This is a genomic window from Streptomyces sp. NPDC101178 (genome assembly GCF_044767965.1).
Lineage (GTDB): Bacteria > Actinomycetota > Actinomycetes > Streptomycetales > Streptomycetaceae > Streptomyces.
In genome coordinates, this window is record NZ_JBIWOZ010000008.1 from 92685 (window position 1) to 106039 (window position 13355).

The 13355-nt window shown below is 70.7% G+C and carries 12 protein-coding genes; 1 reads left to right on the forward strand and 11 read right to left on the reverse strand.

All coding sequences use genetic code 11. The annotated features are described in order from the left end of the window. Positions 1-164 precede the first annotated feature (164 nt). From pyrF to pyrR, 8 genes are all read right to left on the reverse strand, one after another. Entirely contained in the window at positions 165-1004 is an 840-nt protein-coding gene (gene pyrF, locus ACIRR8_RS22890; protein ID WP_404067802.1) for an orotidine-5'-phosphate decarboxylase, read from the reverse strand. Beyond that, complete coding sequence (locus ACIRR8_RS22895; RefSeq protein WP_404067805.1) at positions 1001-2113, reverse strand: quinone-dependent dihydroorotate dehydrogenase; 1113 nt, start codon at positions 2111-2113, stop codon at positions 1001-1003. The genes pyrF and ACIRR8_RS22895 overlap by 4 nt, the downstream gene beginning before the upstream one ends. An 87-nt stretch (positions 2114-2200) precedes the next feature. Beyond that, entirely contained in the window at positions 2201-5509 is a 3309-nt protein-coding gene (gene carB, locus ACIRR8_RS22900; protein WP_404067808.1) for a carbamoyl-phosphate synthase large subunit, read from the reverse strand. Beyond that, on the reverse strand, positions 5502-6641 hold the full coding sequence (gene carA / locus ACIRR8_RS22905) for a glutamine-hydrolyzing carbamoyl-phosphate synthase small subunit (RefSeq protein ID WP_404067811.1): 1140 nt from the start codon (positions 6639-6641) through the stop codon (positions 5502-5504). Before carA ends, carB begins: the two co-directional genes overlap by 8 nt. Next, entirely contained in the window at positions 6638-7246 is a 609-nt protein-coding gene (locus ACIRR8_RS22910; protein WP_404067814.1) for a hypothetical protein, read from the reverse strand. Before ACIRR8_RS22910 ends, carA begins: the two co-directional genes overlap by 4 nt. Further along, on the reverse strand, positions 7243-8532 hold the full coding sequence (locus ACIRR8_RS22915) for a dihydroorotase (RefSeq protein ID WP_404067816.1): 1290 nt from the start codon (positions 8530-8532) through the stop codon (positions 7243-7245). The genes ACIRR8_RS22910 and ACIRR8_RS22915 overlap by 4 nt, the downstream gene beginning before the upstream one ends. 2 nt (positions 8533-8534) lie before the next feature. Next, the gene (locus ACIRR8_RS22920; RefSeq protein ID WP_404067819.1) at positions 8535-9554 is read right to left on the reverse strand and encodes an aspartate carbamoyltransferase catalytic subunit; all 1020 of its coding nucleotides are present in this window, start codon (positions 9552-9554) and stop codon (positions 8535-8537) included. Between the two features lie 97 nt (positions 9555-9651). Continuing rightward, a complete protein-coding gene (pyrR, locus tag ACIRR8_RS22925) occupies positions 9652-10236 on the reverse strand; it encodes a bifunctional pyr operon transcriptional regulator/uracil phosphoribosyltransferase PyrR (protein WP_404067821.1) in 585 nt (194 codons plus the stop codon). Positions 10237-10457: 221 nt separating this feature from the next. Here pyrR and bldD point away from each other — a divergent pair, with 221 nt between their 5' ends. Next, positions 10458-10958: a transcriptional regulator BldD gene (gene bldD, locus ACIRR8_RS22930; protein WP_006123181.1), complete on the forward strand. Its 501-nt coding sequence runs from the start codon at positions 10458-10460 to the stop codon at positions 10956-10958. A 194-nt stretch (positions 10959-11152) separates the two neighbouring features. Here bldD and nusB read toward each other — a convergent pair whose 3' ends face one another. The 3 genes from nusB to ACIRR8_RS22945 are packed head-to-tail and all read right to left on the reverse strand — an operon-like array spanning position 11153 to position 13310. Further along, positions 11153-11584, reverse strand: a complete 432-nt coding sequence (gene nusB, locus ACIRR8_RS22935) for a transcription antitermination factor NusB (RefSeq protein ID WP_404067824.1) — start codon at positions 11582-11584, stop codon at positions 11153-11155. Positions 11585-11586: 2 nt separating this feature from the next. After that, positions 11587-12153: an elongation factor P gene (gene efp, locus ACIRR8_RS22940; protein ID WP_352241559.1), complete on the reverse strand. Its 567-nt coding sequence runs from the start codon at positions 12151-12153 to the stop codon at positions 11587-11589. A gap of 50 nt (positions 12154-12203) precedes the next feature. After that, positions 12204-13310, reverse strand: a complete 1107-nt coding sequence (locus tag ACIRR8_RS22945; protein ID WP_404067827.1) for a M24 family metallopeptidase — start codon at positions 13308-13310, stop codon at positions 12204-12206. Positions 13311-13355 lie beyond the last annotated feature (45 nt).

Below are 13355 nucleotides of genomic sequence, written 5' to 3' on the forward strand. Positions count from 1 at the left end.
CACGGTGTGCTCGGCTGCTCTCGACGGAGACTAGCGGCCAAGGCCGCTGTAGTCAGCGAGAACAGACGAAAAGTCCTGGTCAGCCTTGGCCGACCAGGACATTTAACGCATAACCACCGGGTTTCCGGTCAGTAACTCGTCAGCGGCCCGCAAACGTGCCAGGGTCAACTGCCGGAGACGGCAGCGCGGACCTCGTCCGCGAACCGCTCGGCCGCTTCGCGCAGCCCTGACGCGTCCGGACCGTGGCGCAGCACGCCCCGGCTCACGCTCGGCACGACGTTGCCGACCGCGTCGCCGAACACCGCCGGGAGATCCGCCGGGGTCGCGCCCTGGGCGCCGATGCCGGGCGCGAGGAGCGGTCCGTTGATCGCCAGGTTCACGCCCGCGTCGCCGAGCGTCGCCCCGACCACCGCACCGACCGAGCCGAGCGGGGCCGCGCCCGCGTTCTCCGCCGCCATGTGGTCGAGCATCAGCTGCGCCAGCGAGCGGCCGTCGGCGGCGGTGGCGCGCTGGACCTCCGCACCCTCCGGGTTGGAGGTGAGGGCCAGGACGAAGACGCCCGCGCCGGAGACGGCGGCCGCGTCGAGGGCCGGGCGCAGCGAGCCGAACCCGAGGTACGGCGAGAGCGTGACCGCGTCGGAGAAGAGCGGGGAGTCCTGGTCCAGGTAGGTCGCCGCGTAGGCGCCCATGGTGGAGCCGATGTCACCGCGCTTGGCGTCCATGAGGACGAGCGCTCCGGCGGACCGTGCCTCGGCGACGGCCTTCTCCAGTACGGCGATGCCGCGCGAGCCGAACCGCTCGAAGAACGCCGACTGCGGCTTGAGGACGGCGACCCGGTCGGCCAGGGCCTCCACGGTGGTCCGGGTGAAGCGCTCGAGGCCCGCGATGTCGTCGTCGAGCCCCCATGAGGTGAGCAGGGAGGCGTGCGGATCGATGCCGACGCAGAGCGGCCCGCGGGTGTCCATGGCGTGGCGCAGGCGCGCGCCGAAGGGTTCGGGGGTCACAGGGCGGCCTTCTTCCGGGTCTCCGCGCCGACGGCCTCGGCGAGGGTGGCGTACGGGGATGCGGCGAGGCGGGCGGCGAGGCCCTTGTGGATCGCGCGGGCGTAGAAGGGGCCCTCGTAGACGAAGGCGCTGTAGCCCTGTACGAGGGTGGCCCCGGCCAGGATCCGCTGCCAGGCGTCCTCGGCGCTCTCCACGCCCCCGACGCCCACCAGGGTGATCCGGGTCCCGACGCGGGCGTACAGGCGGCTCAGGACGGCCAGGGAGCGCTCCTTGAGGGGTGCGCCGGAGAGTCCGCCGGTCTCGGCCACCAGTTCGGGGACGGACGTCAGGCCGAGCCCTTCGCGGGCGATGGTGGTGTTGGTGGCGATGATCCCGTCGAGACCCAGCTCCACGGCGAGGTCGGCGACCGCGTCCACGTCCTCGTCCGCGAGGTCCGGGGCGATCTTGACGAGCAGCGGGACGCGGCGGTCGGTGACGGTACGGTCGGCGGCCTCGCGGACGGCGGTGAGCAGCGGCCGCAGCGACTCGGTGGCCTGGAGGTTGCGCAGGCCCGGGGTGTTGGGCGAGGAGACGTTGACGACGAGGTAGTCCGCGTGGGCGGCGAGGGCCTCGGTGGACTTCACGTAGTCGGCGGCGGCCTCGGCCTCCGGCACGACCTTGGTCTTGCCGATGTTGACGCCGACGGTGGTGCGGAAGACCGGGTTACGGGAGGCGAGACGGGCGGCGACGGCGGCGGAGCCCTCGTTGTTGAAGCCCATGCGGTTGATCAGCGCGCGGTCCGCGACGAGGCGGAAGAGCCGCCGCTTGGGGTTGCCGGGCTGCGGTTCACCGGTGACGGTGCCGATCTCGATGTGGTCGAAGCCGAGCATCGCCATGCCGTCGATCGCGACCGCGTTCTTGTCGAAGCCGGCGGCCAGCCCGAAAGGACCGTGCATACGGAGGCCGAGCGCCTCGGTGCGCAGCTCCTTGTGGCGGGGTGCGAGAGCGGCGGCGAGGAAGGTGCGTAGGACGGGGATGCGGGCGGCGAGGCGGATCCAGCGGAAGGCGGCGTAGTGGGCCTGTTCTGGGTCCATCCGCTTGAAGACCAGCCGGAAGAAGAACTTGTACATGGAGTGATGTCCTAGGTGCTCGGTGTGCTCGACGGGGCTCGCGAAGAGGGGGACACCGTTTCCGGTGTCCCCCTTCCTCTCAGGCGGCTAGTCGCGCGCCGCGGTCAAGTGCTCGGCGTGTTCCTGGAGGGAGCGGACGCCGACGTCGCCGCCGTTGAGGGCGTCGATGCCCTGAACCGCTGCGGCCAGTGCCTGGACGGTGGTCAGGCAGGGCACGGAGCGGGCCACGGCAGCCGTACGGATCTCGTAGCCGTCGAGGCGGCCGCCGGTGCCGTAGGGCGTGTTGACGATGAGGTCGACCTCGCCGTCGTGGATGTGCTGGACGATCGTCTTCTCACCGCCTGGGCCGGTGCCTTCGGACTGCTTGCGCACGATCGTGGCGTTGATGCCGTTGCGCTTGAGGACCTCGGCCGTGCCGGAGGTGGCCATCAGCTCGAAGCCGTGCGCGACGAGCTCACGGGCCGGGAAGATCATCGAGCGCTTGTCCCGGTTGGCGACCGAGATGAACGCCCGCCCGGACGTCGGCAGCGGCCCGTACGCCCCGGCCTGCGACTTGGCGTACGCCGTACCGAAGACCGAGTCGATGCCCATGACCTCGCCGGTGGAGCGCATCTCCGGCCCCAGGACCGTGTCGACACCGCGCCCGTGGATGTCGCGGAACCGCGACCACGGCATGACGGCCTCCTTGACGGAGATCGGCGCGTCCAGCGGCAGCGTGCCGCCGTCACCGGTCTTCGGCAGGAGGCCCTCGGTGCGCAGCTCGGCGATGGTCGCGCCGAGCGAGATGCGGGCGGCGGCCTTGGCGAGCGGGACGGCGGTGGCCTTGGAGGTGAAGGGAACCGTGCGGGATGCGCGGGGATTGGCTTCCAGCACGTAGAGGATGTCCCCGGACAGCGCGAACTGGATGTTGATCAGCCCGCGCACGCCGACACCCTTGGCGATGGCCTCGGTCGAGGCGCGCAGCCGCTTGATGTCGAACCCGCCCAGCGTGATCGGCGGCAGCGCACAGGCGGAGTCACCGGAGTGGATACCGGCCTCCTCGATGTGCTCCATGACGCCGCCGAGGTACAGCTCGGTGCCGTCGTACAGCGCGTCGACGTCGATCTCGATCGCGTCGTCCAGGAACCGGTCCACCAGGACCGGCCGGGTCGGGCTGATCTCGGTGGACTCCGCGATGTACGACTCCAGGCGCGCCTCGTCGTACACGATCTCCATGCCGCGTCCGCCGAGCACGTAGGACGGCCGTACGAGGACGGGGTAGCCGATCTCGTCGGCGATGGCCTTGGCGCCGGCGAAGGTGGTGGCGGTGCCGTGCTTGGGGGCCGGGAGCCCGGCTTCGGCGAGGACCTGGCCGAAGGCGCCGCGGTCCTCGGCGGCGTGGATCGCCTCCGGAGACGTGCCGACGACGGGGACGCCGTTGTCCTTCAGCGCCTGCGAGAGGCCCAGCGGGGTCTGGCCGCCGAGCTGCACGATGACGCCGGCGATCGGACCGGCCAGCGACTCGGCGTGGACGATCTCCAGGACGTCCTCCAGCGTGAGCGGCTCGAAGTAGAGCCGGTCGGAGGTGTCGTAGTCCGTGGAGACGGTCTCCGGGTTGCAGTTGACCATCACGGTCTCGTACCCGGCGTCGCTCAGCGCGAAGGAGGCGTGGACGCAGGAGTAGTCGAACTCGATGCCCTGGCCGATGCGGTTCGGCCCGGAGCCGAGGATGATCACGGCGGGCTTCGTCCGCTGGGCGACCTCGGACTCCTCGTCGTAGGAGGAGTAGAAGTACGGCGTCTTCGCCGCGAACTCGGCCGCGCACGTGTCAACCGTCTTGTACACCGGGCGGATGCCGAGCGCGTGGCGGACCTCGCGGACGACGTCCTCGCGCAGGCTGCGGATCTCGCCGATCTGCACGTCGGAGAAGCCGTGCCGCTTGGCCTCCGCGAGCAGCTCAGGACCGAGCTTGTCGGCGGCGGCCAGCTCGTCGGCGATCTCCTTGATCAGGAAGAGCTGGTCGACGAACCACGGGTCGATCTTCGTCGCGTCGAAGACCTCCTCCTGGGTGGCTCCGGCGCGGATGGCCTGCATGACGGTGTTGATGCGGCCGTCGGTCGGGCGGACCGCTTCCGCGAGGAGCTCGGCCTTGTCGCCGACCGGGCCGGTGAAGGCGAACTGCGAGCCCTTCTTCTCCAGCGAGCGCAGCGCCTTCTGGAGGGCCTCGGTGAAGTTCCGGCCGATCGCCATGGCCTCGCCCACCGACTTCATGGTGGTGGTGAGGGTCGAGTCGGCGGAAGGGAACTTCTCGAAGGCGAACCGCGGTGCCTTGACGACGACGTAGTCGAGCGTCGGCTCGAAGGAGGCCGGCGTCTTCTCGGTGATGTCGTTCGGGATCTCGTCCAGCGTGTAGCCGACGGCCAGCTTCGCGGCGATCTTGGCGATCGGGAAGCCGGTCGCCTTCGACGCCAGCGCCGAGGAGCGGGAGACGCGCGGGTTCATCTCAATGACGATGACCCGGCCGTCGGCGGGGTCGATCGCGAACTGGATGTTGCAGCCGCCGGTGTCGACGCCGACCTCGCGGATGATCGCGATGCCGACATCGCGCAGCCGCTGGTACTCGCGGTCGGTGAGCGTCATCGCCGGGGCGACGGTGATGGAGTCGCCGGTGTGGACGCCCATCGGGTCGAAGTTCTCGATGGAGCAGACGACCACGACGTTGTCGTTCCGGTCGCGCATCAGCTCCAGCTCGTACTCCTTCCAGCCGAGGATGGACTCCTCCAGAAGCACCTCGGTGGTCGGCGAGAGCGTGAGGCCCTGGCCGGCGATGCGGCGCAGCTCCTCCTCGTCGTGGGCGAAGCCGGAGCCGGCGCCGCCCATGGTGAAGGACGGGCGCACGACGACCGGGTAGCCGCCGAGGGTGTCGACGCCGGCGATGACGTCGTCCATGGAGTGGCAGATCACGGACCGGGCGGACTCGCCGTAGCCGATCTTCGCCTTCACGGCCTCGACGACGCCCTTGAAGAGGTCGCGGTCCTCTCCCTTGTTGATCGCCTCGACGTTGGCGCCGATGAGCTCGACGCCGTACTTCTCCAGCACGCCCTGCTCGTGCATGGAGATCGCCGTGTTCAGCGCGGTCTGGCCGCCGAGGGTCGGCAGGAGCGCGTCGGGGCGCTCCTTCGCGATGATCTTCTCGACGAACTCCGGAGTGATCGGCTCGACGTAGGTGGCGTCGGCGATCTCCGGGTCGGTCATGATCGTGGCGGGGTTGGAGTTGACCAGGATGACCCGCAGGCCTTCGGCCTTGAGGACGCGGCAGGCCTGGGTGCCGGAGTAGTCGAACTCGGCGGCCTGGCCGATGACGATCGGACCCGAGCCGATGACCAGGACGGACTGGATATCGGAGCGCTTAGGCACGCTGGCCCTCCATCAGAGAGACGAAACGGTCGAACAGGTAGGCGGCGTCGTGCGGGCCGGCCGCCGCCTCGGGGTGGTACTGGACGCTGAAGGCGGGCCGGTCCAGGAGCTGGAGGCCCTCGACCACCTGGTCGTTCAGGCAGACGTGGCTGACCTCGGCGCGGCCGAACTCCGTGTCGGAGACCTTGTCCAGCGGGGCGTCGACGGCGAAGCCGTGGTTGTGCGCGGTGACCTCGACCTTGCCGGTGGTGCGGTCCTGCACCGGCTGGTTGATGCCCCGGTGGCCGTACTTCAGCTTGTACGTGCCGAAGCCCAGTGCCCGGCCGAGGATCTGGTTGCCGAAGCAGATGCCGAACAGCGGAGTCGACCGCTCCAGGACGCCCCGCATCAGCGCCACCGGGTGGTCGGCGGTGGACGGGTCGCCGGGGCCGTTGGAGAAGAAGACGCCGTCGGGCTCGACCGCGTACACCTCCTCCAGCGTCGCGGTGGCGGGCAGCACGTGCACCTCGATGCCGCGCTCGGCCATCCGGTGCGGTGTCATGCCCTTGATGCCCAGGTCCACCGCGGCGACCGTGAACTTCTTCGTGCCGATCGCGGGGACGACGTACGCCTCCTTGGTGGCGACCTCGGCCGACAGGTCCGCGCCCGTCATCTCCGGCGCCTGGCGCACCTTCGCCAGCAGCGTGCCCTCGTCGGCGATCGCGTTGCCGGAGAAGATTCCGACCCGCATCGCACCGCGCTCGCGCAGGTGGCGGGTGAGGGCGCGGGTGTCGACGCCGCTGATGCCGACGACGCCCTGCGCCGCCAGCTCCTCGTCCAGCGAGCGCTGCGAGCGCCAGTTGGACGCCTTGCGGGCGGGGTCGCGGACGACGTAACCGGAGACCCAGATACGGCCCGACTCCGGGTCCTCGTCGTTGACGCCCGTGTTTCCGACGTGCGGGGCCGTCATGACGACGACCTGGCGGTGGTACGAGGGGTCGGTCAGCGTCTCCTGGTAGCCGGTCATGCCGGTGGAGAACACCGCTTCGCCGAAGGTCTCCCCCACGGCCCCGTAGGCACGGCCGCGGAAGGCGCGGCCGTCCTCCAGGACGAGTACGGCGGGGGTCAGGGCCCCCCGGGTGGAGATCGTCATCGTGCGGTGCCTTCCGTAGTGGTGCTGGTGAGTTCCGTGGCGGCCGGTGCGCCGGCCAGCCGGTTGACGGCGTCGACCCACGCCTGGTGCTCGGCCGCGCGGTCGGAGCGGAAGCCGGAGTCGATCAGGGTCTCGCCGTGCGCCCAGGTGATGATCAGCAGGCCGCCCTCGGGGAGGACCTTGCCGGCGAGCGCCTTGTCGAGACGGGCCTCGCGCAGGGCCTTCGCCGGGATGAAGAAGTCGCTCGCGCCGGGGCGTACGACGTCCAGACCGCGGGCGGTCAGCGTCAGCTCGGTGCGGCTGCGGGTGCCGAGGCCGTGCGCGACGATCCGGTCGAGCCACTGCCCGGCGGTGGTGGAGGCGTGGTAGCGCCCCTCCAGCGTCAGCAGCGCCTCGTCGTCGGCGAAGCCCTCGGGCGTGGCCGCCAGCTCGGGCAGGTCGGACTGGAGCCGTCCGCGCCATTTCCATCCCTCGCGCATCAGCCAGTAGACGAGGGCGATGAAGACCAGCAGGCCGATCACCCAGGCGATGCGGGCGGACCAGTCCGTCACTTCCGCCGACTTCTGCTCGGCGGCCAGGAGGTACAGGGGGGTAAGAGTTGTCACGCGAGCTTCCCGTCGACGACCGTGGCACGGCCCCGCAGGAAGGTATGGGTGACGCGGCCCGGCAGCTCACGCCCCTCGTACGGGGTGTTCCGGCTGCGGGACGCGAAGCCCGCGGGGTCCACGGCTCCACGGTATGCCGGATCGACCAGCGTGAGGTTGGCGGGCTCACCCGCCGAGACGGGACGGCCGTGTCCTTCGAGACGGCCGATGGCCGCGGGACGGAACGACATGCGGTCCGCGACGCCCGCCCAGTCGATCAGGCCGGTGTCCACCATCGTCTGCTGGACGACGGAGAGCGCGGTCTCCAGGCCCACCATGCCCATGGCCGCCGCCGCCCACTCGCAGTCCTTGTCCTCGTGCGGGTGCGGGGCGTGGTCGGTGGCGACGCAGTCGATCGTGCCGTCGGCGAGGGCCTCGCGCAGGGCCAGGACGTCGGCCTCGGTGCGCAGCGGCGGGTTCACCTTGTAGACCGGGTTGTAGGAGCGGACCAGCTCGTCGGTGAGGAGGAGGTGGTGCGGGGTGACCTCCGCCGTGACGTTCCAGCCCTTGGACTTGGCCCAGCGGACGATCTCCACGGAGCCGGCGGTGGAGAGGTGGCAGATGTGCACGCGGGAGCCGACGTGGGCGGCGAGGAGGACGTCGCGGGCGATGATCGACTCCTCGGCGACGGCGGGCCAGCCGCCGAGGCCGAGTTCGGCGGAGACGACGCCTTCGTTCATCTGGGCGCCCTCGGTCAGGCGGGGCTCCTGGGCGTGCTGGGCGACGACGCCGTCGAAGGCCTTCACGTACTCCAGGGCGCGGCGCATGATCACCGCGTCGTCGACGCACTTGCCGTCGTCGGAGAAGACCACCACTCCGGCGGCCGAGTCGTGCATCGCGCCGAGCTCGGCGAGCTTCTTGCCCTCCAGGCCGACGGTGACGGCGCCGACGGGCTGGACGTCGCAGTAGCCGGACTCCTTGCCGAGGCGCCAGACCTGCTCGACGACGCCGGCGGTGTCGGCGACGGGGAAGGTATTGGCCATGGCGTGGACGGCGGTGAAGCCGCCCGCCGCCGCTGCCCGGGTGCCGGTGAGGACGGTCTCGGAGTCCTCGCGGCCGGGCTCGCGCAGGTGGGTGTGGAGGTCGACGAGGCCGGGCAGCAGGATCTGGCCGGCCGCCTCGACGACGGTGGCGCCGTCGGGGGCGTCGATGGCGGTGGCCACCTCGGCGACGGTCTCGCCGTCGATCAGCACGTCCTGCGGCTCGCCGCCGAGGATCCGCGCGCCGCGGATAAGGATCTTGCTCATGGTTACTTGGTCTCCTCGGTACGGGCGGGGCTCTCGGGGCGGGCAGCGCCCTCGGGACGGGCAGGAGCCGACAGGGCGGTGTCGGAGCCGCCGAGCAGCAGGTAGAGGACGGCCATCCGGACGGAGACGCCGTTGGCGACCTGCTCGACGGCCGTGCAGCGGTCGGAGTCGGCGACCTCGGCGGTGATCTCCATGCCGCGGACCATCGGGCCGGGGTGCATGACGATGGCGTGCTCGGGCATCTTCGCCATGCGCAGGCCGTCCAGGCCGTAGCGGCGGGAGTACTCGCGCTCGGTCGGGAAGTAGGCGGCGTTCATCCGTTCGCGCTGCACACGCAGCATCATCACCGCGTCGGACTTCGCCAGCACGTCGTCCAGGCTGTAGCTGACCTCGCAGGGCCACTGCTCGACGCCGACCGGCACCAGCGTGGGCGGGGCCACCAGGGTGACGTGCGCGCCGAGCGTGGTGAGCAGGTGGACGTTGGAGCGGGCGACGCGGCTGTGCAGGATGTCGCCGACGATGGTGATCCGGCGGCCGTCCAGGTCGCGGCCGAGGCCGGTGTCGGCGCCGACGAGGCGGCGCCGCATGGTGAGGGCGTCCAGCAGGGCCTGGGTGGGGTGCTCGTGGGTGCCGTCGCCGGCGTTGACCACGGCTCCGTCGATCCAGCCGGAGGTGGCGAGCCGGTAGGGCGCGCCGGAGGAGCCGTGCCGGATGACGACGGCGTCGGCGCCCATCGCCTCCAGGGTCAGTGCGGTGTCCTTCAGGGACTCGCCCTTGGAGACCGAGGAGCCCTTGGCGGAGAAGTTGATGACGTCGGCGGAGAGCCGCTTGGCGGCGGCCTCGAAGGAGATACGGGTCCGGGTCGAGTCCTCGAAGAAGAGGTTGACGACGGTACGGCCGCGCAAGGTCGGGAGCTTCTTGATCGGCCGGTCCGCGACCCGGGCCATCTCCTCGGCGGTGTCGAGGATCAGGACGGCGTCGTCGCGGGTGAGGTCGGCGGCCGAGATGAGGTGGCGCTTCATCTGGGGTTCTCCGGTGGCTGGAGGAGGGTGTGCGGGCATGCGGGCGCGCAGGAGCACCTCGTACGTCCCCCGGAAGGGCGTACGGGAGGGCTCGGGCCTACTGCGCGTCCGCGGGCTCGGTCCGCTGGACGCCGAGCAGGACGGCGTCGCGGCCGTCCTCCTCGGCGAGCTGGACCTTGACCGTCTCCCGCAGCGACGTGGGGAGGTTCTTGCCGACGTAGTCGGCGCGGATCGGGAGTTCGCGGTGGCCGCGGTCGACGAGGACCGCGAGCTGCACGGCCCGCGGGCGGCCGATGTCGCCGAGCGCGTCGAGCGCGGCGCGGATCGTGCGGCCGGAGAAGAGCACGTCGTCGACGAGGACGACCAGCTTCCCCTCGATGCCCTCGCCAGGGATGTCCGTACGGGCCAGGGCACGCGCCGGGCGCAGCCTCAGGTCGTCGCGGTACATGGTGATGTCGAGGGAGCCGACAGGCATTTTCCGGCCGGTGATCTCTTCGAGTTTGTCGGCCAGCCGGCGGGCGAGGAAGACGCCCCGCGTCGGGATGCCGAGCAGCACCACGTCGTCGGCGCCCTTGGCGCGTTCGACGATCTCGTGGGCGATTCGGGTCAGAACACGGGCGATGTCGGGGGCCTCGAGAACGGGGCGCGCCGCGTTGCCTGTGCCGTCGTGCTGTGCGTCCATAAGAAACGGACCTCCTTCTCCGCCTCACGGGACGGACCTTAAAGGACGTCGAAATTACGTCACTCACGTTACCAGGGCTTGCATGAGGCCCTGGCCCCGCCCCCTGGAGGTGCCGGTCCGGACCATTCGGCTTGACGCATCCAAGTAACGCTGCGTAACCTCACAGTGAGTTACCAGCCACGCGGCGGAGCCGCACACTGTTCCAGCGTCCGGGGAGCCATATGTCCAGCGAATACGCAAAACAGCTCGGGGCCAAACTCCGTGCCATCCGCACCCAGCAGGGCCTCTCCCTCCACGGCGTGGAGGAGAAGTCACAGGGCCGCTGGAAGGCCGTCGTGGTCGGTTCGTACGAGCGCGGTGACCGTGCCGTGACCGTGCAGCGCCTCGCCGAGCTGGCCGATTTCTACGGGGTCCCGGTGCAGGAGCTGCTGCCCGGTACGACTCCGGGCGGGGCCGCAGAGCCGCCGCCCAAGCTCGTCCTGGACCTGGAGCGCCTCGCCCACGTCCCGCCGGAGAAGGCCGGTCCGCTGCAGCGCTACGCGGCGACCATCCAGAGCCAGCGCGGTGACTACAACGGCAAGGTGCTCTCGATCCGCCAGGACGACCTGCGCACCCTCGCCGTCATCTACGACCAGTCGCCTTCCGTCCTGACGGAGCAGCTCATCAGCTGGGGCGTGCTGGACGCGGACGCGCGCCGCGCGGTCTCCCACGACGAGAGCTGAGGCCTGCCGGGATCCGGGCCCACCGCCGCGGACCCCACAGCAGAAACGTGCCGCCGGGCCGGCGGGAACCTTCGGGTTCCCGCCGGCCCGGCGGTTTTTCGTCCGCGGCCGGTGGCACGGATGCCGAAGGGCCCACGGTCGGCTGACCGTGGGCCCTTCGTGGCGTACGCGGCGGAGCGGCCCCGCACCGGGCCCTACTGCTCCCGGCGGAGATTCGGCTTGAGGTCCTTGAAGCGGGCCAGCAGGCCGTTCACGAACGCCGGGGAGTCGTCGGTGGAGAACTCCTTGGCGAGCTGGACCGCCTCGTCGATCACCACGGCGTCCGGGGTCTCGTCCATCCAGATCAGCTCGTACGCGCCGAGCCGGATGATGTTGCGGTCGACGACCGGCATGCGGTCGATCTCCCAGTCCACGGCATAGGTGACGATGAGGTCGTCGATCCGGTCCGCGTACTCGGCGTACCCCTCGACCAGCTCCATCGTGAACTCGCCGACCGGCGGCTGACGGTCGTCGGTCCGCGAGTGCCGGACCCAGTCCGCGAGCACGCTCTGCACGGACTCGCCGCGCTGGTCGGCCTCGAAGAGGATCTGGAAGGCGCGCTTGCGTGCCTTGTTCCGGGCAGCCACGGTTAGCTGTTCACCCGGCCGAGGTAGTCGCCCGAGCGGGTGTCGACCTTGATCTTCTCGCCGGTGGAGATGAAGAGCGGCACGCCGATCTCGTAACCGGTCTCCAGGGTGGCGGGCTTCGTGCCACCGGTGGAGCGGTCGCCCTGGACGCCCGGGTCCGTGTGCTGGATGGTCAGCTCGACGGCGGCGGGCAGCTCGACGTAGAGCACCTCGCCCTCGTGCTGGGCGACCGAGGCGGTGAAGCCCTCGATCAGGAAGTTGGCGGCGTTGCCGACGGCCTTGCGGTCGACCATGAGCTGGTCGTACGTGTCCATGTCCATGAAGACGAAGTACTCGCCGTCCATGTACGAGAACTGCATGTCGCGGCGGTCGATGGTGGCCGTGTCGACCTTCACGCCGGCGTTGAACGTCTTGTCGACGACCTTGCCGGAGAGCACGTTCTTGAGCTTGGTGCGCACGAAGGCGGGGCCCTTGCCGGGCTTGACGTGCTGGAACTCGACGACGGACCAGAGCTGGCCTCCGTCGAGCTTGAGCACCAGGCCGTTCTTGAGGTCGTTCGTGGAAGCCACGGTTGCGGAATCTCCTGGACTGAAGCTGGTGGAACGACCGGGGTTGCGCGCTAGAGCGCGAGCAGTTCCTTGGTCGTCATGGTGAGTAGCTCGGGTCCGCCGTCCGCCTCGGGGCGCACGACGAGCGTGTCATCGATCCGGACACCGCCCCGGCCCGGGAGGTGGACCCCCGGTCCGACGGTGACCGGCACACAAGCGTCCAGTTTACCCATGGCCGTCGGTGCCAATTGCGGGTCCTCCTCGATTTCGAGCCCCACACCGTGCCCGGTCCACGGCTGGAGGCCCTCACCGTGCCCCGCCGTCTCCAGGAGGTGCCGGGCCGCACGGTCCACGTCCCGGTAGGCGGCGCCCGGCGCCAACGCCTCCCTGCCGCCTCGCTGAGCGGCGAAAACGAGGTCGTACAGCTCGATCTGCCACTGGGCCGGGGCGGTACCGATGACGAAGGTCCGGCCGATCTCGCAGCGGTAGCCGTGGTAGCTCGCACCGAGGCGTACGGAGAGGAAATCGCCCTCCTCCACCCGGCGGTCGGAAGGCCGGTGGCGGCTCTGGCCGGAGTTGGGGCCGGTGGCGACGGAGGTGGCGAAGGCGGGGCCGTCCGCGCCGTGGTCGACCAGGCGGCGCTCCAGCTCCAGCGCGAGGTGGCGCTCGGTGCGGCCGACGAGGATCGATTCGAGGAGTTCGCCGAGGGCCTGGTCGGTGATCTCCGAGGCGATGCGCAGACAGCCGATCTCCTCCTCGTCCTTGACGATCCGCTGCTGTTCGACGGTGAAGCCCAGATCGGCCAGCTTCAGGCCCGGAGCGGCCTTCGCCATGGCGCGGTGGCGGGACACGGTCAGATCGTGCTCCTCCACGGCGAGCGAGTCCGCGCCCGAGGCGGCGGCCAGCCCCGCGGCCTCCACCACCGGGTCTCCGTCCGGTACGGGCAGGACGTCGACCCGGAGCGCCTCGTCGGGACGTCCGTGGCCGGGCTCGCCGCTCGGGGCGCGCGGGCAGAGCAGAACGTCCTCGCCGGGGCCGAGCAGCAGCACGGCGCCGGGCGGCGCTCCGCCCGCGAGGTAGCGGACGTTGGCGGGGCGGGAGACCAGGGCCGCCGCGGACCCCGCGGCGGCGCAGCGGTCGCGGAGCAGCCCGCGTCGGACGGCGTGCACCTCAGACATGCTCCGAGCGTACGAACGAATCCCGCTCGCCGCCCGGCCAGCGCA

Coding starts and splice junctions, on each gene's coding strand:
- ACIRR8_RS22895 (WP_404067805.1), bottom strand. CDS start 2,113: ATGTACAAGTTCTTCTTCCGGCTGGTCTTCAAGCGGATGGACCCAGAA.
- carA (WP_404067811.1), bottom strand. CDS start 6,641: ATGACGATCTCCACCCGGGGGGCCCTGACCCCCGCCGTACTCGTCCTG.
- ACIRR8_RS22915 (WP_404067816.1), bottom strand. CDS start 8,532: ATGAGCAAGATCCTTATCCGCGGCGCGCGGATCCTCGGCGGCGAGCCG.
- ACIRR8_RS22920 (WP_404067819.1), bottom strand. CDS start 9,554: ATGAAGCGCCACCTCATCTCGGCCGCCGACCTCACCCGCGACGACGCC.
- pyrR (WP_404067821.1), bottom strand. CDS start 10,236: ATGGACGCACAGCACGACGGCACAGGCAACGCGGCGCGCCCCGTTCTC.
- bldD (WP_006123181.1), top strand. CDS start 10,458: ATGTCCAGCGAATACGCAAAACAGCTCGGGGCCAAACTCCGTGCCATC.
- ACIRR8_RS22945 (WP_404067827.1), bottom strand. CDS start 13,310: ATGTCTGAGGTGCACGCCGTCCGACGCGGGCTGCTCCGCGACCGCTGC.